Origin of the sequence: uncultured Ferrovibrio sp. (assembly GCF_937960835.1) — a bacterium.
In the GTDB taxonomy this organism is placed as follows: domain Bacteria; phylum Pseudomonadota; class Alphaproteobacteria; order Ferrovibrionales; family Ferrovibrionaceae; genus Ferrovibrio.
In genome coordinates this window covers 281,983-304,412 of the sequence record NZ_CALGPC010000006.1, presented here as the reverse complement: position 1 = coordinate 304,412, position 22,430 = coordinate 281,983, and the positions used below count along the sequence as shown (strand labels likewise).

The 22,430-nt window shown below is 64.1% G+C and carries 21 protein-coding genes; 1 reads left to right on the top strand and 20 read right to left on the bottom strand.

The window, feature by feature from the left end; genetic code table 11:
* Positions 1 to 196: 196 nt before the first annotated feature.
* From Q0603_RS05815 to Q0603_RS05730, 18 genes are all read right to left on the bottom strand, one after another.
* Positions 197 to 1,243 (bottom strand): ABC transporter substrate-binding protein, encoded by a 1,047-nt coding sequence (locus tag Q0603_RS05815; protein ID WP_298723390.1) that lies wholly within the window; start codon positions 1,241 to 1,243, stop codon positions 197 to 199.
* Positions 1,244 to 1,775: 532 nt separating this feature from the next.
* The gene (locus tag Q0603_RS05810) at positions 1,776 to 2,132 is read right to left on the bottom strand and encodes a hypothetical protein (protein ID WP_298723387.1); all 357 of its coding nucleotides are present in this window, start codon (positions 2,130 to 2,132) and stop codon (positions 1,776 to 1,778) included.
* A 208-nt stretch (positions 2,133 to 2,340) separates the two neighbouring features.
* Positions 2,341 to 3,762: a c-type cytochrome biogenesis protein CcmI gene (gene ccmI, locus Q0603_RS05805; protein ID WP_298723384.1), complete on the bottom strand. Its 1,422-nt coding sequence runs from the start codon at positions 3,760 to 3,762 to the stop codon at positions 2,341 to 2,343.
* Entirely contained in the window at positions 3,763 to 4,236 is a 474-nt protein-coding gene (locus tag Q0603_RS05800) for a cytochrome c-type biogenesis protein (protein WP_298723381.1), read from the bottom strand. It abuts the gene before it with no gap.
* The gene (locus Q0603_RS05795) at positions 4,230 to 4,784 is read right to left on the bottom strand and encodes a DsbE family thiol:disulfide interchange protein (RefSeq protein WP_298723378.1); all 555 of its coding nucleotides are present in this window, start codon (positions 4,782 to 4,784) and stop codon (positions 4,230 to 4,232) included. The genes Q0603_RS05800 and Q0603_RS05795 overlap by 7 nt, the downstream gene beginning before the upstream one ends.
* Before the next feature lie 6 nt (positions 4,785 to 4,790).
* The gene (locus tag Q0603_RS05790) at positions 4,791 to 6,773 is read right to left on the bottom strand and encodes a heme lyase CcmF/NrfE family subunit (protein ID WP_298723375.1); all 1,983 of its coding nucleotides are present in this window, start codon (positions 6,771 to 6,773) and stop codon (positions 4,791 to 4,793) included.
* A gap of 12 nt (positions 6,774 to 6,785) precedes the next feature.
* Positions 6,786 to 7,250 (bottom strand): cytochrome c maturation protein CcmE, encoded by a 465-nt coding sequence (gene ccmE / locus Q0603_RS05785; RefSeq protein ID WP_298724204.1) that lies wholly within the window; start codon positions 7,248 to 7,250, stop codon positions 6,786 to 6,788.
* A 19-nt stretch (positions 7,251 to 7,269) separates the two neighbouring features.
* Complete coding sequence (gene ccmD / locus Q0603_RS05780) at positions 7,270 to 7,449, bottom strand: heme exporter protein CcmD (protein ID WP_298723372.1); 180 nt, start codon at positions 7,447 to 7,449, stop codon at positions 7,270 to 7,272.
* 73 nt (positions 7,450 to 7,522) lie between these two features.
* Positions 7,523 to 8,254 carry a heme ABC transporter permease gene (locus tag Q0603_RS05775; protein ID WP_298723369.1) on the bottom strand — a complete coding sequence of 244 codons (732 nt, stop codon included), beginning with the start codon at positions 8,252 to 8,254 and terminating at the stop codon, positions 7,523 to 7,525.
* Positions 8,255 to 8,280: 26 nt separating this feature from the next.
* A complete protein-coding gene (gene ccmB, locus Q0603_RS05770; protein WP_298723366.1) occupies positions 8,281 to 8,946 on the bottom strand; it encodes a heme exporter protein CcmB in 666 nt (221 codons plus the stop codon).
* Complete coding sequence (gene ccmA / locus Q0603_RS05765) at positions 8,943 to 9,575, bottom strand: heme ABC exporter ATP-binding protein CcmA (RefSeq protein WP_298723362.1); 633 nt, start codon at positions 9,573 to 9,575, stop codon at positions 8,943 to 8,945. The genes ccmB and ccmA overlap by 4 nt, the downstream gene beginning before the upstream one ends.
* A 71-nt stretch (positions 9,576 to 9,646) precedes the next feature.
* On the bottom strand, positions 9,647 to 11,002 hold the full coding sequence (locus Q0603_RS05760) for an AMP-binding protein (protein WP_366132448.1): 1,356 nt from the start codon (positions 11,000 to 11,002) through the stop codon (positions 9,647 to 9,649).
* Positions 11,003 to 11,020: 18 nt separating this feature from the next.
* Positions 11,021 to 11,848, bottom strand: coding sequence for an ABC transporter ATP-binding protein (locus Q0603_RS05755; protein WP_298723360.1), 828 nt, complete (start codon positions 11,846 to 11,848; stop codon positions 11,021 to 11,023).
* A 68-nt stretch (positions 11,849 to 11,916) separates the two neighbouring features.
* Entirely contained in the window at positions 11,917 to 13,227 is a 1,311-nt protein-coding gene (locus tag Q0603_RS05750; protein ID WP_298723356.1) for an ABC transporter substrate-binding protein, read from the bottom strand.
* Between the two features lie 116 nt (positions 13,228 to 13,343).
* Positions 13,344 to 14,408, bottom strand: a complete 1,065-nt coding sequence (locus tag Q0603_RS05745) for a branched-chain amino acid ABC transporter permease (RefSeq protein ID WP_298723353.1) — start codon at positions 14,406 to 14,408, stop codon at positions 13,344 to 13,346.
* A 16-nt stretch (positions 14,409 to 14,424) separates the two neighbouring features.
* Positions 14,425 to 15,309, bottom strand: coding sequence for a branched-chain amino acid ABC transporter permease (locus tag Q0603_RS05740; protein ID WP_298723349.1), 885 nt, complete (start codon positions 15,307 to 15,309; stop codon positions 14,425 to 14,427).
* 15 nt (positions 15,310 to 15,324) lie between these two features.
* Positions 15,325 to 16,116: an ABC transporter ATP-binding protein gene (locus tag Q0603_RS05735; protein ID WP_298723346.1), complete on the bottom strand. Its 792-nt coding sequence runs from the start codon at positions 16,114 to 16,116 to the stop codon at positions 15,325 to 15,327.
* A gap of 5 nt (positions 16,117 to 16,121) precedes the next feature.
* Positions 16,122 to 18,101: an AMP-binding protein gene (locus Q0603_RS05730; RefSeq protein ID WP_298723343.1), complete on the bottom strand. Its 1,980-nt coding sequence runs from the start codon at positions 18,099 to 18,101 to the stop codon at positions 16,122 to 16,124.
* 557 nt (positions 18,102 to 18,658) lie between these two features.
* Here Q0603_RS05730 and acnA point away from each other — a divergent pair.
* Positions 18,659 to 21,355: an aconitate hydratase AcnA gene (gene acnA, locus Q0603_RS05725; protein WP_298724200.1), complete on the top strand. Its 2,697-nt coding sequence runs from the start codon at positions 18,659 to 18,661 to the stop codon at positions 21,353 to 21,355.
* Between the two features lie 81 nt (positions 21,356 to 21,436).
* Here the strand turns inward: acnA and Q0603_RS05720 are convergent, their stop codons facing one another.
* Positions 21,437 to 21,916 (bottom strand): FKBP-type peptidyl-prolyl cis-trans isomerase, encoded by a 480-nt coding sequence (locus tag Q0603_RS05720; protein WP_298723338.1) that lies wholly within the window; start codon positions 21,914 to 21,916, stop codon positions 21,437 to 21,439.
* A gap of 143 nt (positions 21,917 to 22,059) precedes the next feature.
* Complete coding sequence (locus Q0603_RS05715; RefSeq protein WP_298723336.1) at positions 22,060 to 22,410, bottom strand: FKBP-type peptidyl-prolyl cis-trans isomerase; 351 nt, start codon at positions 22,408 to 22,410, stop codon at positions 22,060 to 22,062.
* Positions 22,411 to 22,430 lie beyond the last annotated feature (20 nt).

Sequence of the window (22,430 nt, the reverse complement as noted above, 5' to 3'; positions counted from 1 at the left end):
TCTAAACCCTTAACCTCACGCCGTCATCCTACGGTCATCTTCGCACCGGCCATCTTCATTCCGGCCATCTTCATCCCGGCCGCGCTGCAGCATTACATGCTGCAGTGCAGACCCAGGGATCCATACGCCAGAGAAAGGTCCCGGGTGAGCAGCGCACCGTTTCACGCTGCACAGCACCCGGGATGACGGCAATACCTCAGTTCTTCGGCACGTCGAAATGACCCTGCACGAAGCTGAGATCGAGGAAATCCCTGGCGTTGACGGATTTATCCACCTGCCCCTGCGCCTGATACCAGGCCACCTGGTCGTAGATGTTCTTCACCATCAGGCGGCCCTGCGGGTCCATGTAATTGGCGGCGATCTTCACCGTATCCAGCGTGGGCTTGGGCTGCACCCATTTCTCCAGGATCGGCATCATGGCCTGCGCCTTCTCGCCGATCATGCGGTTGCCCTCACTGTCCTTCTGCAGGAAGGCGTCGGCGTAATCCTGCAGACCCTTCTGATAGGCGCGCACGAAACGCTCCACCATCGGACGCTTCTCTTTCACGTTCTTGGTCGAGGCAAACAGCGCACCAAGCTGCCAGGGTGTATGCTCATGCACCCAGCCGATGATCTTGCCGACACCATCGGCCTCCAGCTTCAGCGCGTTGTTGGCGGTGATGATGGTGGCATCCACCTGCCCGCCCGAAAGCGCCGCCATCATGTTGGGGATCGACTGCACCGGCTTCATCTGCACGTCTTCCAGCTTGAAGCCGTATTTGTCGGCCAGCATGCCGAGGCAGTAATGGAAGCTCGAGCCGATGGTCGTGATCGCCACCGACTTGCCGGCGAAATCCTTGGGCGAGCGGAAGCCGGCCTCGTAGGCCTTCTTCGACACGACATAGGCGTTGAAGTTGTAGCCCGGCTCTTCGCGGCTTTGCGCCGCCACCACCTTCAGCGCGCCCTTGCCGGCCAGATTGAAGAAGCCGCCGGTGAACGCCGTGACGCCGAAATCGGCATCGCCCGAGGCGACAGCCACCGCCACCGCCTGTGCGGCGGTGAAGATCTTGATGTCGAGATCGATGCCCTCGGCATCGAAATAACCGCGCTCCTTGGCGATGAAGACCGGCGCTGTGGAGATGAAGGGCAAGGCGGCGATGCTCACCTTGTCCTTAGCCTGCGCCAGTGCGCCCATGCCGGGCAGGACAAGAGACAGAGCCGTGCCGGCGACCAGGCCCGACAGAATGAAGCGACGTGTGACCATGGCGTTTTCTCCCCAGGACCCGCAAGTGTTTGAGGCGCGTCAGGCTAGTGGAAATGCCGGGGGAGGTGAAGGGATACCGGCTGGGTCCCCCTGCCCTTTCTCCACGTTCGGACGTAAGCCGCTCCCCTTCACTGGTTACAGACTCTTGCTGCGTCCGATCGAGCAGACGAGGCGAGTCTCCCAGCGCCTATCGGATCGCTTCGTGCCCAAGCCATCCTTTCGTCTTCTCAGGAATGCAGCCTGGGAGGAATACGAACCGCGATTTGTCCCTGAACGTGGCAAAATGTTTGAACAGCGAGCAGTTGCCCCAAAAATTGTTGTGCGACGATATTGTGGCCTGCAGGCAGACAGGGCATTGCCGCCGAGAGCATGCCCGGTTTGGCACTACTCATTGCGCCGATAGTGCCGAATGAATTCAAACGAACCCATACGGGCTAGAGAACCAAAACAGCCAGGCTTGGATAATGCGGGCCTCGGCAGGCGGCTTACACGCCGGGAGAAATCCGCCGAGGGCAGCCCGGCACCGACGGCCTCAGACGAGGATGTTGACGTGCTGGCCCAGATAGCCGCCGCGGGTTGGGATCGGCCGGTGATTCTGCAGGCCGGGGATGGTGATGGCCTGGCGCTGCTCACCAGCCTGGGCCGTCAGGCCGGCCGATGCCGTGGCCGCAGCGGGTGCCGCGTTGCGGACCGCGCCCGGCGCGGCGGCGAGCTGGGCGGCAAAGCTGCCGGCGATCTGGCTGGCGGCCTGGGTCTGGCCGGCGGCTTGCGCCTGCGCCTGGAATTGGGCCTGGCCGGCCGCGGGACGGACCGGCTGCGCCGGACGGACGCTGCCCTGCTGCAGCTGCGACAAAGCCGACAGAAGATTAGTGCTCGGTGCGATCGCCATGCCTGCCTCAACCCAATCCCGCTCGATGCGGGCGCCGCCGGTGACTATCCGGTGACCGTAACCCCAGAAATTCAACCCGGAGCCGATTACGCGCAGGACTCACTTAAACAGAGGTTAACGCCGGGCCCAAGTTTGCGTTTGATAACCGCCAATCCTGTGGACAAGTCCTGCAGCCGGGCCTTTCCCGGAGGGACTGCGGCAACCGGGTCTAGCGGTTCAGGCTTTCGATCCGGTCCGAAAGCTCGCGGGCCTCGGGCGAGTCGGGCGGCAGCATGGCCAGCAGCTTGTTCCAGTGTCCTGCTGCCGTGGCCTTGTCGCCGGCCTCATAGGCGGCACGGCCGGCAAACCACAGGGCCTGGGCATGGTTGGGCGCGAGCGTCAGCACCTGGCGGAATTCCTCGGCCGCCTCGGCGGGCAGCGGCTCGCGGCTGCGGGCGCTCGTGCCGGCCAGGTTGAAGGCAAGCGCCACCCGCGCCTCGACGCGGTTGGGCTGCAGCGCCACCGCCTTGCGCAGGGCCTCGCGGGCGGCTTCGGGCTCGCCCATCACCTCGCGGGCGCGCGCCAGCCGCAGCCAGCCATCGGCATCGTTGGGATTTTCCTTCAGCCGCTCGTTCAGCCGTTCGACCATGCCGCGGATCATCGCCGCGCGCTCGTCGTCCGCCATCTGCTGCGCGGCTTCCATTTCTTCCTGGCTTGGGCCGGGCTGTCCGTCCTGCGCGCCGGCGGCGGGCTTGGGCTCAGGCACCGCCTGGGCGAGCGGAATGTTCAGCCGCGGCGCCAGTTCGCGCAGCCGCGCCTGCACCAGCGGCAGCCAGGGCGCATCGGCCGGCGCTTCCGCCGCCAGGCCATACCAGTCGTCATAGGCGCCGCGCGTATCACCTTCCTGCAGCCGCGCAAGGCCAAGGTAATAGCGCGCGCTGGCATTCTGCGGATCGTGCTGCAGGGTGGCGCGGAAATCCTCCTGCGCCGGTTGCGTCACTGCGCCATCGGCGGCCAGCACCCGCGCCTCGCCGCGCAGCGACAGCGCATCGGCCATCAGCGCCGGCGGCGCCGGCATGGCGATGGCCCGGTCGAAAGCGGCCACGGCTTCCTCGGGACGCTGCACGCCGATCAGCGAACGGCCCAGCAGCATCCAGCCTTCGCGCTGGTTCGGCTCGGCCTCCAGGCGCTGGCGCAGCTGCGCGATCATGCGCTCGATATCCTGGCGCTGCTGCGCCTCGCGCTCGGCCTGCTGCCGTGTCATCGCGGTGTCGAAGTCGGCGGCCTCAGGCCGGCCCAGCATCACGTAAAGACCGCCGGCCAGCAGCGGCACCAGAACCAGGGCGGCCATGCTGCCGAACTGCACGAAACGCTGGGAAGATGTCTGCGAAGCGCCGGCATTGGCACCGACATTGGCACCGGCGCTGTCGGCGCGCAGCAGGCGGCGCTGGATTTCCAGCCTTGCGGATTCGGCTTCCGCTTCGCTCAGCGCCCCGCGCGCCAGTTCCTGATCGATCTCGGCGAGCTGGCTGCGGTAGACAGCGATGTCATGCGCGCGGCGGTCGGCGGCGCCATGCTGGACGCGCATCAGCGGCCAGAGCAGGAATCCCAGCGCCACCAGTGCCAGGACGGCGAAGCCGAGCCACAGCATCTATTGCCCCTCAGTCTCGTTCAGCAGCGCCTGCAGGCGGCGCTGCTCTTCCGCGCTCAGCGGCGCAGCAGCGGCGGCAGCCTGCGCCGCGCGCTGACGCCGCAGCACGGCATAGACCACGATGCCGCCGATCACCAGAAACAGTGCGGGCCCCAGCCAGAGCAGCAGGTTCTGCAGATTGAAGCGCGGCTTCAGCAGCACCCATTCGCCATAACGCGCGACGACGTAATCCAGCACCGCCTGGTCGTCCTCGCCGGCGGCAACGCGCTCGCGCACGATGCGGCGCAGGTCGCGCGCCAGCGGCGCATTGGAATCCTCGATCGACTGGTTCTGGCAAACGAGGCAGCGCAGCTCGCGCGAAATCTCCCGCGCACGCGCCTCCTGCGCCGGATCGGACAGATGCTCGTCCAGCGGCTGCGCCTGCGCCAGCGGCGCGGCGAGCAGCGCGATCAGGAATGCAAACCGCTTCAGCATTTCACTGCGCTTTCTTTCCCTGCCGTCAGGTCGCGCAAAAGCGGCTTGATCTTGTTCTCGACATCCCACTCGGTCAGCGGCCCGACATGCTTGCAGCGGATCTGGCCCTGGCCATCAACGACAAACGTCTCGGGCACGCCATAGACGCCCCATTCGATGCCGACGCGGCCATCGCGGTCGGCGCCGGTGCGCTGGAACGGATCGCCGAGCTGATCCAGCCATTTCGATACATCGGCCGGATTATCCTTGTAGTTCAGGCCGTGGATCGGCGCGATCTGCTCGCGCGCCAGACCCATCAGCAAAGGATGCTCGATGCGGCAGGGCACGCACCAGGAGGCGAAGACATTCACCAGGCTGGGCGTGCCTGCCTTCAGATCCGCCGTCGACAGACCTTCCTTACGGCCTTCCACCGGCGGCAGGCTGAATTCCGGCACCGGCTTGCCGATCAGGGCGGAGGGAATCTCACGCGGGTTCAGCGTCAACCCTACAGCGAGGCCGATGCCGATCAGCACGAAGAGGACAAGCGGAACAAGATAGGCAAGGCGCATGGACGATCACTCGGCAGCGGCAGCAGAGGCCGCGATGCGTTTGCGGGCGGGCGCGCCGACGCGATGACGGCGGTCGCTGAGCGACAGCAGCCCGCCGAAGCACATGATCAGCGCACCCAGCCAGATCCAGGAGACCAGCGGTTTCCAGTAAAGCCGTACCGCCCAGCCGCGCGCCGCATCGCCTTCGCCGACCACGGCATAAAGATCGGCAACCGGCGAGGGGCGGATCGCGGCCTCGGTGGTTTCCATCGGCGGCTGCTGATAGCGGCGCTGTGCCGGCGTCATGACGCGGGCGACTTCGCCGCCTTCGATTACCTCGAAACGGCCCTGCTGCGCGGTGTAGTTCGGGCCGCGCACCGGCTGGACGCCGAGGAAGCGGTATTCGACGGGGCCGACCCTGGCGATGTCGCCGGGTTTCATCACCTGCTGCACTTCCACCTGCCAGACGCTGGACACCGTGATGCCCAGCACCATCAGCGCCATGCCGAGATGCGCGACCGTCATGCCCCAGGCGGCGCGCGGCAGATGGCGCGCGCGGTTCAGCGTCTCGGACAGCGGCGCGGCGAACAGCTTGATCCGCAGCGCCCATTCGCACAGCGTGCCGATGCCAAGCCAGGCACCCAGCGCCAGACCCAGCAGCGCCAGCGCATCGCGGCCATGAAGCAGCCACAAGCCAAGCGCCAGCGCGATCACCGTTGCGAGCGCCGCAGGCCATAACCGGCGCAGCGCAGCGCCGACATCGCCGCGCTTCCAGGCCAGCAGCGGCCCGATCGCCATCGCGGCGAGAAGCGGCGTCATCAGCGGGATGAAGACCGTGTTGAAATATTGCGGCCCGACCGAGACCTTCGCGCCGAGCAGCGCATCCACCGCCATCGGATAGAGCGTGCCGAGCAGCACGGCCGCCGTCGCCACCGCCAGCAGCAGATTGTTCAGCACCAGCGCGCCCTCGCGGCTGACCGGCGCAAAGACGCCGACCGCCTGCAGCACCGGCGCGCGCAGGGCATAGAGCGTGAGGCTGCCGCCCACCACCACGCCAAGGAAGATCAGGATGAAGACGCCGCGCGTCGGATCGGTGGCGAAGGCATGCACGGAGTTGATGACGCCCGAGCGCACCAGGAAGGTGCCGAGCAGGCTGAGCGAGAAGGTGAGGATGGCAAGCAGGATGGTCCAGCTCTTCAAGGTCTCGCGCTTTTCGACCACCACGGCGGAATGCAGCAACGCCGTGCCGGCCAGCCAGGGCATGAAGGAAGCATTCTCGACGGGATCCCAGAACCACCAGCCGCCCCAGCCGAGCTCGTAGTAGGCCCACCAGGAACCGAGCGCGATGCCCACAGTGAGGAAGCACCAGGCGGCCAGGGTCCAGGGCCGCACCCAGCGCGCCCAGGCCGGATCGACGCGGCCCTCGATCAGGGCGGCAACCGCAAAGGAGAAGGCCACCGAAAAGCCGACATAGCCGAGATAAAGAAACGGCGGATGGAAAGCGAGGCCGGGATCCTGCAGCAGCGGATTGAGGCCGCGGCCTTCCAGCGGCGGCGGCAGGATGCGCGCAAAGGGATTCGATGTGAACAGGATGAAGGCGAGAAAGCCGACGCCGATCAGTCCCTGGATGCTGAGCACACGGGCCTTCAGCGTCGCCGGCAGGTTACGGCCGAACACGGCAACGGCGGCACCGAAGATCACCAGGATCAGGATCCACAGCAGCAGCGAACCTTCATGGTTTCCCCACACGCCGCTGACCTTGTAGAGCATCGGTTTCAGCGTGTGCGAATTCTCGGCCACGTTCAGCACCGAGAAATCGGAAGTTACATAGGCATAGGTGAGACAGCCAAAGGCGAAGGCGACCAGCACCGCCTGCCCCATCGCCGCAGTCGGCGCCAATGCCATCCAGGCCGGAATGCCGCGCGCGGCGCCGATCAGCGGCAGGATTCCCTGCACCAGCGCCAAAGCCAGCGCCAGGATCAGAGCGATATGGCCGAACTCAGCAACCATGCGACAGGCCGGTCACGAGCCCGGCTTCAGCTTGGCGTGATCGCCGGGCTTCTCGTGCCATTGGCCGGATTTCTTCAAGGCGTCGGCAACTTCCGGCGGCATGTAATTCTCATCATGCTTGGCCAGCACTTCGCTGGCGATGAAACGGCCTTCGGCATCCAGCTTGCCGTTGGCCACCACGCCCTGGCCCTCGCGGAACAGGTCGGGCAGCATGCCGGTATAGACGACCGGCACGGCATGACGCAGATCGGTGACGACGAATTCGGTGGTCAGCCCGTCCTTCTTGACGCTGCCGGCCTCGACCAGACCGCCGATGCGGAAACGCTTGTCGGCGGCGATCTTCTTCTCGGCCACATCCGAGGGACTGTGGAAGAAAACAAGATTGTCGTTGAAGGCGGTCAGCACCAGCGCCGCCGCCACACCCAGGCCAGCCACCAGGCCAAGCACGGCCAGAAGGCGCTTGTGCTTGCGCTTCATGCCTCTGCGCATGGGGACGTCACGCATCGGCGCGGGCCTCCCGCTTGGCTTCCGCATGCTCGCGCTCGGCCGCCTTCATGGCGATGCGGCTCGACCAGCCGAGACCGAGCAGCACGACCAGCGCCAGCGCGAAAGACGGCCAGACGAAGCCGGCATGGCCACCCATGGCCAGGAAATCGCCCAGCGAAGACCAATACACGTTACAAATCCTTGTTTTCCCTGGCCCCGCGGCCAGACATCCGCCTGAAAATATAGTTTTCCTGCCGGAAGGGCTACCCGGCGCGGCGATCCGCCGCGGCGCTGAACCGCAGGATACGGGCCTGCCGGTTGAGGATTTCCGCCCGCACCCGCAGGCTCAGGATCCAGACGTAATAGCCCTGCGCGCCCACTGCGGTGATCAGCAGCGGCCAGAGAATGTCCGGATGGATTTTCGGCCCCTCCAGCGTCAGCACGCTGGCCGGCTGGTGCAGGGTATTCCACCAATCCACCGAGAACTTGATGATCGGCAGGTTCACCGCGCCGACCAGGGCGAGGATTGCGGCCGCACGGCCGGCGCGCGAGGGATCGTCGAATGCCTCCCACAGCGCGATATAGCCGAGATACAGGAAAAACAGGATCAGCATCGAGGTAAGCCGGGCATCCCAGACCCACCAGGTACCCCACATCGGCTTGCCCCAGAGTGAGCCGGTGACGAGGCAGATCAGGGTGAAAGCCGCGCCCACCGGAGCCGAAGCCTTGGCCACCAGTTCCGCCACCGGATGGCGCCAGATCAGCGCGACAGCCGACGACACGGCAATTGCCGCGTAGATGAACATCGCCATCCAGGCGGACGGGACGTGGATATACATGATCCGAACCGTCTCGCCCTGCTGGTAGTCGCGCGGCGAAATCAGCAGGCCCCAGCCCAGGCCGACGACAAGGCCGATGATCGCGACGGCGGCAGCGTAAGGCCGGATCGCCGCCATCAGGCGCAGAAATCGGGCTGGGTTGGCTAGGGCGTGCATGGCTGGTCTGGTTTATAGGGCGGCGGCTATTCCAATGCCAGCTTGATGGCGCCGGCCATGGCGAAGGGGCTGAGCGCGGCGGCACCGGCAAAAAAAGCGCCCAGGAGCAGCAAATGTGGCTGCGCAGACAGGCCGTAAGCGGCGGCATCGACGGCGCCGACGCCAAAGATCAGCACCGGTATCACTAACGGCAATGTGATCAGCGGCACCAGCACGGCGCCGCGCCGCGCCCCCAATGTCAGCGCCGCGCCGATGGCACCGATCAGGCTCAGACTCGGCGTGCCGAGCAGCAGGGCCAGCAGCAGAACGGGGATGGCATCGCCCTCCATTTGCATCAGAACGGCAAGCAGCGGCGCGATCACGGCAAGCGGCAATCCGGTGGTCAGCCAATGCGCCAAAGTCTTCGCCAGCGCGACAAGACCCAGCGGCAGCGGCGCCTGCGCCAGCAGATCCAGCGTGCCGTCTTCCATGTCGGTGGCAAACAGACGATCCAGCGACAGCATGGCAGCCAGCAGCGCGGCAACCCAGATCACGCCGGATGCAATGCGCGCCAGCACTTCCGGCTCCGGCCCGACGCCGAGCGGAAACAGGCTGACGGCAAGAACGAAGAACAAAAGCGTCGTCATCATCGCGCCCTGAGCGCCGAAGCCCAGCCGCAGATCGCGCATGACGATTCCGAAGAAGGCGCTCATGAGAGCTTTCCTTCCGGCAGATCGAGAACGCGCGCACCGGGCAGCGGCACCGGCACATGGCTGGCGAGAATGACCAGACCGCCGCTTTCGCGATGCTTCTGCAGGACACCGCCGAACCATTCCACGGCCGCGGCATCGAGCGCGTTGGTCGGCTCGTCCAGCAGCCAGAGCGAAGCCGGCGTGATCAGAAAGCGCGCCAAGGCCAGGCGCCGCTTCTGCCCGGCGGAGAGATAGCGGCCGGGCAGGCGGCGCTGGCGCGTCAGGCCGCAGGAGGTGAGCGCGTCTTCGACCTTGGCCTGCGCCTCTGCGACATCATGTCCCAGGAGGCGCGCCCAGAAGAGCAGGTTGTCCTCGGCCGACAGCTGCGGCTTCACCGCATCCTGATGGCCAAGGTAATGCAGCCGCTCGGAATAAGCCTCGGTATCGTCGTCCGCCGCCGCGCCGTCCCAGGCGATGCCGCCCCGGGCGGGTTTCAGAAAGCCTGCCAGGATGCGCAGCAGGCTGGATTTGCCGCTGCCATTCGGGCCGCGCAGCAGCAGCGCCTCGCCAGCAGCGAGTCGAAAGGACAGATTGCAAAATAGCTGACGCTCGCCGCGGATGCAGGCGAGCTTTTCAACCGTCAAGGTCATGGCGCGGCAAAGTGTAGCGATTCCGCCGCTCCGCCGATAGGCGCGGAAACCGGCCCAGAAACCTGCCGACCCTACTGATAGGTCCGCAGGTCGGCGATCACCTTGCCATCGTTGGGCAGGCTGCCGGGATCGACCACCTCGACCTGACCGCGCAGCTTGCAGACGCTCTGCAGGCTTTCCCCCACCGCCTTGGCCAGGGCCGCCGTATCGGCCACCGGCCGCTTCAGCGCGATCTTCAGCGCCATGCTGTCGAGATTGTTCCGGGATGCGACTTCCAGCCGCGCCTTGGCGATCTCCGGGTGGCGGGCCACCACCTGGGCCACCTGCCCTGGCGTGACGAACATGCCCTTGATCTTGGTCGTCTGATCGGCGCGGCCCATCCAGCCCTTGATGCGCGTATTGGTGCGGCCGCAGGGGCTGAAGCCGGGCAGGATGGCGGACAGATCGCCCGTGGCAAAACGGATCATCGGATAGACCGGATTGCCCAGGACGGTGACCACCACTTCGCCGACCTCACCGGGCGCCACCGGATCGCCAGTGCCGGGGCGCACGATCTCGACGATCACATCCTCGTCCAGGATCATGCCTTCCATGGCCGAGGATTCATAAGCGACAAGGCCGAGTTCCGCCGTGCCGTAGGATTGCAGCACATCGACGCCGCCGGCCTTCAGCTCGGCACGCAGGCTGGGCGGCAAGGCTTCGCCGCCGACCAGGCCCTTCTTCAAGGAAGCGGTCGACAGCCCAAGCTCCCTGCCCTTTTCCAGCAGAATCTTCAGGAACGACGGCGTGCCGCAATAAACCCGCGGCTTCAGTTGCGCGATGGCATCGAGCTGCAATTCGGTGTTGCCGACGCCGGCGGGGAAAACCGGGCAGCCGATGGCATTGGCCGAAACTTCGGTCAGCCGACCGGCGGGCGTGAGATGATAAGAGAAAGTGTTGTGCACCAGATCGCCTGGGCGGCAGCCCGCTGCCCACATGGCGCGTGAGAAGCGCCAGGGGTCTTTCACCGCCGCGGTGGGGCGCATATAGGCTTCATAAAGCGGACCGGGCGACTGGAAGAAATTGGCGATCTCGGACGGTTTGCCGGCTTCAAGGCCGCCAAGCGGCGGCTTGGCCTTCTGGCGCGGCGCGAGATCGGACTTGCGCGTCACCGGCAGCTTGGCCAAAGCTTCCAGCGACGTGATCTTCGCCGGCTGCACGTTCTTCAGAATTTCGCGGTAATAGGGGCTCGCCTTCTTGGCATGGGCGAGCAAAGCCTGAAGTGCTGCGATCTGCGCCTTCAGGCGTGCCGCCGGCGTGCGGGTCTCGCGGCTGTCGAAATATTCATCCGCAGCAGCCTTCGCCATCCGCGCACGCGGCTTGACAGCTTTGATGGATGACTTGGCAGCTTTTTTCTTGGGCGCCTTGCTTTTGGCCGCTTTTGCCACGGCAATCCTCCTGAACGATCACGCCAGCCAGCGCTTGCGGCGGCGGTAATGCTTCACATCGCGGAAGCTCATGCGGCCACCGGCGCCGAGGCCGAGATAGAATTCCTTCACGTCGGAATTCTCGCGCAGCTTCGCCGCCTCGCCGTCCATGACGATACGGCCATTCTCCAGAATGTAGCCGTAATCGGCATAGCGCAGGGCCATGTTGGTATTCTGCTCGGCGACCAGAAAGCTGACCTTTGCTTCCCTGTTCAGCTTGTGCACGATGTCGAATATCTCTTCGACGAGCTGCGGCGCGAGGCCCATCGAGGGCTCGTCCAGCAGGATCATGTCGGGCTTGCTCATCAGCGCGCGGCCGATCGCCGTCATCTGCTGCTCGCCGCCGGAGGTATAGCCCGCCAGCGATTTGCGCCGCACCTTCAGGCGCGGAAAATAGGTGTAGACCATCTCCAGATCCTGCTCGATCGCCTTGCGGCCCTCGCCGCGCGTATAGGCGCCGGTGAGCAGGTTCTCCTCAACAGTCAGATGGGCGAAGCAATGCCGTCCTTCCATCACCTGGATCAGGCCCTTCTTGACCAGCGCCGAGGGATTGAGCTGGTCGACGCGTTCGCCGCGATAATCGATATGGCCCTTGGTGATGTCGCCGCGTTCGGCGCGCAGCAGATTGGAAATCGCCTTCAAGGTCGTGGTCTTGCCGGCGCCATTGGCGCCCAGCAGCGCGACGATGCCGCCCTGCGGCACCTGCAGCGACACGCCTTTCAGCACCAGAATGACGTGATTGTAGATCACTTCAATGTTGTTGACCGACAGCAAGGGCTGATCGGCCACGGCAGTGGAGGTGCTCATCGGCGGAAGCTCGTCTCAGAGTGCGGAAGGAAATCCCTGCCGGTTGCACCGGCAGGGATGCCATTGCTTTACGACTTGGCGCAGACGCGCGAGGCGATGTTCTTCTCGCGCGCATAGGCTTCGGCGTCTCGCAGATAGAGCGGCCACAGCTTCGGATGCTCCGGCTCGATCCAGTCGCTGACCGGCTTCCACTGATCGCCCTGCCACTGCACGACGAGCGCCTTGCCGTCGCCCAGATGGTTGTCGCAGCTCAGCTTCATCGGCGCGATGAAGCCCTGCAGGCCCATCTTGTTGATCTTCTCTTCGGTGAAGTTGATGTTCTCGAAGCCCCAGCGGGACTGCTCGCCATCCATCACCTTGCCCTTGCCGAACTTCTCCTGCGCGGTGCGCAGGGCTTCGACGACGAACAAGGCATTCAGGGCGCCGCGGAGGTAGCCGATCTCGCCGAAATGCTTGGCGCCGTTGCTGGCAAGGCCCTTGTCGAGCACCACTTCCTTCAACTGCTTGAGGATCGGCAGATCGCGGCTCGCGCCATGGAAGGTCAGGCCCTTGTAGCCCTTGGCCGCAGCGCCTGCCGCCTGGGTGTCGCTATCCTGCGACGAATACCAGACGCCGAGCATCTTCTCGCGCGGGAAGCCGACAGCAGCCGCTTCCTTTAATGAGACGGCGTTCATCGCGCCCCAGCCCTGCAGGTAGACGAAGTCGGGACGCATCTGGCGGATCTGCAGCCAGATCGACTTCTGCTCCAGGCCCGGCGCCGGCACCGGCACCAGCTCAAGCTGGAAGCCGAGTTCCTGGGCGTAGTTCTGGAAGACCGGGATCGGCTCCTTGCCATAGGCGATGTCGATATAGACGTAGGCGATCTTCTTGCCCTTCAGCTTGTCCTTGCCGCCAAGCTGGCTGGCGAAATACTGGATGCCGGCCGAGGCGCCGCCCCAGTAGGTGATCGGCGCGGTAAAGACCCAGGGAAAGATGTTGCCGACCGTGGCCGAAGCGCGGCCATAGGCCATCGAGAAGATCACCGCCTTGTCGGCCGGCGCGCGGTCGATCAGCGCGTAGGTGATGCCGGTCGAATACGGGCTGAAGATGGTGCCGCCCAGCGCCTTCAGGCGTTCATAGCATTCGACGCCGCGCTCGGTGTTGTACTGGGTTTCGCATTCCTCAACCCGCAGCTTGACGCCGTTGATGCCGCCTTCGCGCTGGTTGATCAGGGTGATGAAGTCCTGATAGCCATCGGCGACCGGGATGCCGCTGGGGGCATAGGGGCCGGTGCGATACACCATCGAAGGGATCATCTGTTCCTGCGCCGAAGCGGCGAAGGCCGCTCCAGCCAGCGAGGCGCCCATCACAACGGACGCCACCCATTGTCTCGCATTCATTTTGTTTCCTCCCGGTTTGACCCGCCCTTTTCGGCGGGCGTTGTTTAAACCCTAGCACGCGGACTCAAGGCGACAAACACGGTTTCCCATACAACCCGCGCCGGCGGCGATCTCGCTCAGTACGGGAACGGCCAGATGCGCAGCTTTTCCTTCGCGATCTGCCACAATCTGGCCAGGCCATGCGGCTCGACGATCAGGAAGAAAACGATCAGCGCACCGAACACCATGAATTCCAGGTGCGACACCAGGGCGGTGGAGAATTCGAAACCCAGCATCGGCGGCACGCGGGTCAGGAAGATCGGCAGCAGCAGGATGAAGAAGGCCCCGAGGAAACTGCCGAGAATGGAGCCCAGTCCGCCGATGATGATCATGAACAGCGTCTGGAAGGACAGATTGATGTTGAAGCCATCCGGCTCGGTGGAGCCGAGATAGACAAACAGATACAGCGCGCCGGCGACGCCGACATAGAAGGACGACACGGCGAAGGCGGACAGCTTGGCCACCATGGGGCGGATGCCGATGATTTCGGCGGCGATATCCATGTCGCGGATCGCCATCCATTGCCGCCCCGGATTGCTGCGCACCAGATTTTTCGCCGCCAGCGCCAGCAGCGCGACGATGCTGAGTGCGAAGAGATATTTCTCCATCGGCGTGTTGATCACCCAGCCGAACAGCTCAAGCTGCGGCGCGGTGATCACGCCAGAGGAATTGTGGTTGGTCAGCCAGCCCCATTTGACGAACAGCCAGGGCAGGAAGAACTGCGCCGCCAGGGTTGCAACCGCAAGGTAGAAGCCCTTGATGCGCATCGACGGCAGGCCGAAGAACATGCCGACCGCAGCCGTGATCAGCCCGGCGAGGATGAACACCACCAGGATGTTCAGGTCCGGAATGCGGTAGGCAAGGTTCCAAGCCGAGACCGCGCCCACGCCCATGAAGGCGCCGGTGCCGAGCGACAGCTGGCCACAATAGCCGGTCAGGATGTTGAGCCCCAGCGCCGCCAGCGACAGGCAGAGAAAGGGAATGATCAGCGCGGTATAGAGATAGTCGCTGGCGATTAGCGGAACGCCGACATAGGCCATCAGCATGAACAGGGCGAAGAAGATCCGGTCCTGCGGGATGGTGAAGATCGCCTGATCGGCGCGATAAGAGGTCTTGAACTGACCGGATTCGCGGTAGAACATCTTGCCTCTCTCCGCTTCAGACGCGTTCGATGATGCGTTCGCCAAACAGACCCTGCGGACGGATCAGCAGGAAGCCCAGCGCCAGCACGTAAGCAAACCAATTCTCGATGCCGCCGCCGAACAGCGGCCCGATATAGACCTCGGCCAGCTTCTCGCCGGCGCCGATGATCAGGCCACCGACGATGGCGCCCGGCACCGAGGTGAAACCGCCGAGGATCAGCACCGGCAGGGCCTTCAGCGCCAGGGACACGATGGCCGGCTGCACGCCGAGCTTGGAGCCCCACATCACGCCGGCCACCAGCGCGACGAGACCGGCAATCGACCAGACGATCACCCAGATCACGTTGAGCGGAATGCCTACCGATTGAGCCGCCTGATGGTCGTCCGCCACCGCGCGCAGCGCGCGGCCGATGCGGGTTTTCTGGAAGACCACAAGGATGGCGAGCAGCACGCCGGCAACAAGCGCGGCATAAAGATCGAAGGACTGGATCAGGATATCGCCATCGAACAGCAGGATCGGATCGGTCGGGATGCCGACATCGAGCTGGCGCACGTTGCTGCCCCAGATGGTCTGGCCGAAGCCGTCCAGGAAGAAGGACACGCCAATGGTGGCCATGAACAGGATGATGCCTTCCTGGTTCACCAGATGCCGCAGCACCAGCCGCTCGATCACGCCTGCCAGCAGCACCATCACGGCCGCCGTGAGCAGCAGCGAAAGCAGCAGCGGCACGCCGAGCTCCATGAAGCCGACGAAGAACAGACCGGCGAACAGCACCATGGCGCCCTGGGCGAAGTTGAACACGCCAGAGGCCTTGAAGATCAGCACGAAGCCAAGTGCGACGAGCGAGTACATCACGCCCGCCATCAGGCCGCCGATCAGGACTTCGAGGAAAAACATCATCTCTCCGCCCTCGCCTTAATGCTGCACGCCGAGATAGGCGTCGATCACCGCCTGATTGCGTTTGATCTCGTCCGGCAGGCCATCGCCGATCTTGCGGCCATAATCGAGCACCACGATGCGGTCGGAAATATCCATCACCACGCCCATGTCATGCTCGATCAGGCAGATCGTCGTGCCGAATTCGTCGTTCACATCGAGAATGAAGCGGCACATATCCTGCTTTTCCTCGAGATTCATGCCCGCCATCGGCTCGTCCAGCAGCAGCAAGGTGGGCTCAGCCGCCAGCGCGCGGCCAAGCTCGACGCGCTTCTGCAGGCCATAAGGCAGCCGGCCGACGGGAACCTTGCGGATCGCCTCGATCTCAAGGAAGTCGATGATGCGCTCGCAGAATTCGCGGTGCTCGATCTGCTCCTTCTCGGCCGGGCCTTTGTAGATGGCCGAGGAGAGCAGCCCGCTTTTCATCTTCAGCAGACGCCCGGTCATGATGTTGTCGAGCGTCGACATGCCCTTGAACAGCGCGATGTTCTGGAAGGTGCGGGCAATGCCCTGCTTGGCCGCCTCGTGCGGGCGCATCTGCTTGCGCGGCTGCCCCTTGAAGGTGATGGTGCCTTCCTGGGGATGATAGAAGCCGTTGATGCAGTTCAGCATCGAGGATTTGCCGGCGCCGTTCGGGCCGATGATCGCGAGGATCTCGTGCTCACGGATCTCGAAGCTGATATTGGTCAGCGCTTTCACGCCACCGAAGGACAGACTGATATTCTCGACCTTCAGCAGGACGTCGCCAATTGTCTTCTGTGCAGGGTTCATATGTGTCAGCCGGCCTTGCGCATCGGGATGAAGGTCTCAGCGCCCTGGATCGCCAGATTCGCCTTGAAGGTGCCGGTGCGGCCATCCTCGAAGGTGATCTTGGCCTCCACTGCGACAGCCTGCTTGTCGGAATAAAGCGCCTCGATCAGTTCGCCATAACGCTCGGCAATGATGCGGCGACGCACCTTGCGGGTGCGGGTCAGTTCGCCGTCATCGGCATCCAGTTCCTTGTGCAGGATGAGGAAGCGGCGAATCTGGCAGGCCGCCATCGAACTGTCAGAGGCAAGGTCGCGGTTGACCTGCTCGATGCAGTTCTTGATCTGCGCATAGACTTCCGGCCGGCCGGCCAGATCGGCATAGGAGGTATAGGCGATGGCGTTGCGCTCGGCCCAGGAGCCGACCGCGCCCAGATCGATGTTGATGAAGGCGGTGGCGTAGTCGCGCTGATGGCCGAAAACCACCGCCTCCTTGATGAAGGGAAAGAATTTCAGCTTGTTCTCGACATATTTGGGCGCGAAAAGCGAGCCATCGTTCAGCCGGCCGACATCCTTGGCGCGGTCGATAATGCGCAGATGGCCGTCATCGGTGAAGACGCCGGCATCGCCGGTATGCACCCAGCCATCCGGCGTCTTGGCCTCGGCGGTGGCGGCTTCGTCCTTGTAATAGCCGACGAAAACGCCGGGACTGCGATACAGCACCTCGCCGGTCTGCTCGTCGATGCGCAGCTCGATGCCAGGCGCCGGCGGACCGACGGTGTCGGAGCGGACATCGTCATCCTTCTGCTGGCACAGATAGACGGTGCATTCCGTCTGGCCGTAGAGCTGCTTGAGGTTGATGCCGAGCGCGCGGAAGAAATCGAAGATATCCGGGCCGATCGCCTCGCCCGCCGTATAGGCCAGGCGCAGCCGGCTCATGCCCAGCACGTTCTTCAGCGGCCCGTAAACCAGCAGGTCGCCGATCGCGTAAAGCAGGCGGTCGCCCAAAGCCACCGGCTTGCCCTCCAGGATCGAGCGGCCGACCTTTTTGGCGACGCCGATGAAGTAGTGAAACATGCGCCGCTTGATCGCGCTGGCATCCTCGATCCGGATCATCACAGTGGTCAGCAGATTCTCGAAAATGCGTGGCGGCGCGAAGAAGTAGGTTGGTCCGATCTCGCGCAGATCGGACAGCACGGTTTCGCCGGATTCCGGGCAATTCACGCAGAAGCCGGCAATCGCAGCTTCGGCATAGGAGATGAAGTTGTCGCCCACCCAGGCGAGCGGCAGATAGGCCAGAATCTCGTCGTCTTCGTTGATCTTGTCGAAGGCGATGGCGAGAGTGGCCGAGCGGACCACATTGTCGTGGCTGAGCATGACGCCTTTCGGCCGCCCGGTGGTGCCGGAGGTATAGCAGATGATCGAAACGTCGCTGCCGCTGCCCTTCGCCATTTCGGCGTCGTAGAAGCCAGGATTAGCCTTCTCGAAGGCAGCGCCCCGCTCCATCACCGTCTCAAGCGAGAGCAGGAATGGCTGGTTGTAATGCCGCAGGCCGCGCGGATCGCTGTAGATGATGGTCTTCAGCCGCGGCAGGCGATCCTTGATGGTGAGCAGCTTGTCGACCTGTTCCTGATTCTCGGCAATCGCAAAGCGCGCCTCGGCATGGTCGATGACGTACTGGACTTCGTCAGCAACGCTGTCCTGATAGATCGGCACCGGAATGCCGCCCAGGGACTGCACGGCGGCCAGGGACCAGTAAAGTTCGGGGCGGTTGTCGCCGATGATCGCCAGCTTGTCGCCGCGCTGAAAGCCGGCTTCGGCCAGGCCGCAGGCAAGCTGGCGCACCTTTGCGGCGACCTCGCCCCAGGTCCAGCTTTGCCAGATGCCGAGATCTTTCTCCCGCATGGCCGGGCGGTCGCGGCGATGTTGCCCGTTATACGCAATGAATTTAGGGATGGTGTCGCGACCCAACGGATCGCGCCCATCGGCCGCGGCCAACGTCTCGGACATTTTCGCCTCCTCTACGCGATACCGCCAGTGGCGATACCGTCGTTATTGCTATCGTTGATAAGCGTACGGACAGTTGCCCGTCAAGGGGGCGTGGAATTGGCCCGCGATTTGTCTCGCGCGGAACAGCAGCGAGATTGCCTAAATTTCGACCGAGGTTGAGCTTTCCTCCACGGCAAGCCCCTTGGCAAAGCGGCGGATTTACGGCACCTATGGGCAGCATTCCAGGCGGGATGAAACCCGCCGATCCAGCCCTTTCCCATTTGACGATTTCGACACGAAAGGATCGCCCCGTGAAAGCCGCGAAGAAGACCAAGCGCAAGCCGGCGCAGTCGGCGCGCAAAAGCCCTGCCAAGGCCAAGAGCGTGAAGGTCGCCCGCAAGGCTGCGAAGCCGAAGACGGCCGCCAAGACCGCCGCTCGCAAGATCGCCAAGAAGGCCGCCAAGTCGGCTAAGTCGGCTACCCGCGCCGCCACCAAGAAGGCCATTACCAAGAAGGCTGTCGCCAGGAAGCCGGCCGCCAAGGCCGTGGTGAGCGCCAGCAAGGGCGCCGCGCGCGCAGTGCCGATCGTCGTCGGCCAGGACACGCTGAAGACCCGCCGCACGCTGAAGGTCGGCAACAAGACTTACGCCTATTACAGCATCAAGGCTGCCGAGAAGGCCGGCCTGGGCGATCTGTCGCGCCTGCCCTATTCGCTGAAGGTGCTGCTGGAAAACCTGCTGCGCTATGAAGATGGCCGCAGCGTTACCGTCGATGACATCAAGGCGGTGGCGAAGTGGCTGAAGGATCGCCGCTCCGACCGCGAGATCGCCTATCGTCCGGCCCGCGTGCTGATGCAGGACTTCACCGGCGTGCCCGCCGTGGTGGACCTGGCGGCGATGCGCGACGCCATGGCCAAGCTCGGCGGCGACACCAAGAAGATCAATCCGCTGTCGCCGGTCGATCTCGTCATCGACCACTCGGTGATGGTGGACTATTCGGCCTCGAAGGATTCCTTCAAGCGCAACGTCGATCTGGAATATGAGCGCAACGGCGAGCGTTACGCCTTCCTGCGCTGGGGCCAGACTGCGTTCGACAATTTTCGCGTCGTGCCGCCGGGCACCGGCATCTGCCACCAGGTGAACGTCGAATACCTGGCGCAGACCGTATGGACCGGCCTGGATGGCAAAACGGAAGTCGCCTACCCGGATACGCTGGTCGGCACCGACAGCCACACCACCATGGTCAACGGCCTAGCGGTGCTCGGCTGGGGCGTCGGCGGCATCGAGGCCGAGGCGGCCATGCTGGGCCAGCCGATCTCCATGCTGCTGCCGGAGGTGGTCGGCTTCCGCCTGTCGGGCAAGCTGAAGGAAGGCACCACGGCGACCGACCTGGTGCTGACCGTCACCCAGATGCTGCGCAAGAAGGGCGTGGTGAACAAGTTCGTCGAATTCTACGGCCCGGGCGTCGAGGAACTGTCGATCCCCGACCGCTGCACCATCGCCAACATGGCCCCTGAATACGGCGCCACCTGCGGCTTCTTCCCGGTCGACGAAGAGACCATCGCCTACCTGAAGGCCAGCGGCCGCGACCCGCAGCGCGTGAAGCTGGTCGAGGCCTATGCCAAGGCGCAGGGCCTGTGGCGTACGCCGAAGTCGCCTGAGCCGGTCTTCACCGACACTCTGGAACTCGACCTCTCGACGATCGAGCCGTCGCTGGCCGGTCCGACCCGTCCGGAAGGCCGCGTGCCGCTGAGCCGCGCCGCCGCCGAGTTCAAGGACGCGATGACCAATTTCTACGGCAAGAAGACCGCGCTGGACTTCCGCGCCAAGGTCGAAGGCGCCAACTTCGACCTGGGTCATGGCGACGTGGTGATTGCGGCAATCACCTCCTGCACCAATACCTCGAACCCGAGCGTGCTGCTGGGTGCCGGCCTGTTGGCCCGCAACGCCATCAAGAAGGGCCTGCGGACCAAGCCCTGGGTGAAGACCTCGCTCGCCCCGGGCAGCCAGGTGGTCACCGACTATCTGGCCCAGTCGGGCCTGCAGAAGGATCTCGACAAGCTGGGCTTCCAGATCGTCGGCTATGGCTGCACGACCTGTATCGGCAACTCGGGTCCGCTGCCGGACAACATCTCGAAGGCGATCACCGATAACGACTTCGTCGTCGGTGCCGTGCTGTCGGGCAACCGCAACTTTGAAGGCCGCGTCCATCCGCTGACCAAGGCGAACTACCTCGCCTCGCCGATGCTGGTGGTGGCCTATGCGCTGGCCGGCAACCTGAAGATCGACCTGACGAGCGAGCCGATCGGCTACGACTCCAAGAACAAGCCGGTGTATCTGAAGGACATCTGGCCTTCCAACAAGGAGATCGCGGCGGTGGTGCGCAAGTACGTCACCCCGGCGATGTTCAAGAAGCGCTATGCCGACGTCTTCAAGGGCGATCCGAACTGGCGCAAGATCAAGGTTGGCGCCGGCCAGACCTACAACTGGGACTCGAAGTCGACCTATGTGCAGAACCCGCCCTATTTCGAGGGCATGAGCCTGACGCCGTCGCCGATCACCGACATCAAGGGCGCGCGCCTGCTGGCCATCCTGCCTGACAAGATCACCACCGACCACATCTCGCCGGCCGGTTCGATCAAGAAGGATGGCCCCGCCGGCAAGTACCTGCTGGAGAACGGCGTCGCCTATGCCGACTTCAACTCCTATGGTGCCCGCCGCGGCAACCACGAGGTGATGATGCGCGGCACCTTCGCCAATATCCGCCTGCGCAACGAGATGGTGCCGGGTACGGAAGGCGGCATCACCAAGTATGTGCCGACCGGCGAAGTCATGTCGATCTATGACGCCGCCATGAAGTACAAGGCGGCGGGCACGCCGCTGGTGATCGTTGCCGGCAAGGAATACGGCAACGGCTCGTCGCGCGACTGGGCGGCGAAGGGCACCATCCTGCTGGGTGTGAAGGCCGTGATCGCCGAGAGCTACGAGCGTATCCACCGCTCGAACCTGGTCGGCATGGGCGTCGTGCCGCTGCAGTTCCTGGGCGACATGAACCGCCACACCCTGAAGCTGGATGGTACCGAGAAGTTCGATATCACCGGCCTCGCCTCGGGCCTGAAGCCGCGCATGAAGCTGCCGGTGACGATTACCCGAGCCGATGGCTCGACCCAGACGATCGAGGTGCTGTGCCGCATCGATACGCTGGACGAGATCGACTACTACAAGAACGGCGGCATCCTGCATTCCGTGCTGCGCAACCTGGCCAAGGCTGCGTAACGCGCATTGCACGAACTGCAAAAAGAAACGGCCGGGGAAACCCGGCCGTTTTTTTATTGAGATATTTGATCGCCCCGGCGCTTACTTCACGTCCACCAGCTCGACATCGAAGATCAGCGTGGCATTCGGCGGAATGACATTGGCCGCGCCGCGTTCGCCGTAAGCAAGATTCGGCGGGATCACCAGCGTACGCTCACCGCCGACCTTCATGCCCGAGACGCCTTCCTCGAAGCCCGGGATTACGCGGCCGGAGCCAAGCGCGATGGCGATGGGCTGACCGCGGTCGCGCGAGGAATCGAATTTCTGGCCCTTCTTGCCGCCTTCCGACAGCCAGCCGGTGTAATGCACCAGCGCCGTGCTGCCTGCCTGCGCGGTCGGACCGCTGCCCGCCTTGGTCTCGGTATAGCGCAGGCCGGACGGCGTGGTGGTTTCCTGCGCGGCCTGTGCCGAGGGGATCAGGGTCGTCGAAGACAGCAGCGCGCCACCGCCGACAGCCAAGGCCGAGACGGCAAGGGCGGCGAGGGCGTGACGCATAAAGACGCGGCGGGGTCGGAAAGCCATGAGACGGAACTCCTTGAAAACGGCAATGAACAAAGATGCAGATGCACAGGGGGAATCTTCGTCGCAAATGGGGCGACAGCGTGGCCCGCCTTGTGACTTTTATGAAAGATCAGACGGCCCGCACGCGATGCTGGCCGGAGTGATTATTTTACGCCGATCAATTCAATTTCGAAGAACAGCGTCGCATTGGGTGGAATGATGCGGCCGTTGCCGCGCGCGCCATAGCCCAGATAGGGCGGAATAAGCAAAGCGCGCTTGCCGCCCACCTTCATATAGGCGACGCCTTCGTCCCAGCCCTTGATCACCTTGCCCTGGCCGAGCTGAAACTCGAAGGGCTGGCCGCGCTTGTAGGAGGAATCAAACATCCGGGTGGGCTTGTTATTCTCCCACAGCCAGCCGGAATAATGGACCGAGACGAATTTGCCCGGTTCGGCCTTGTCGCCGGTGCCGACGACGACCTCACCCACGCGCATCCCCGAGGGGGTCTGACGCATATTAACGGCCTCTTTCTTTC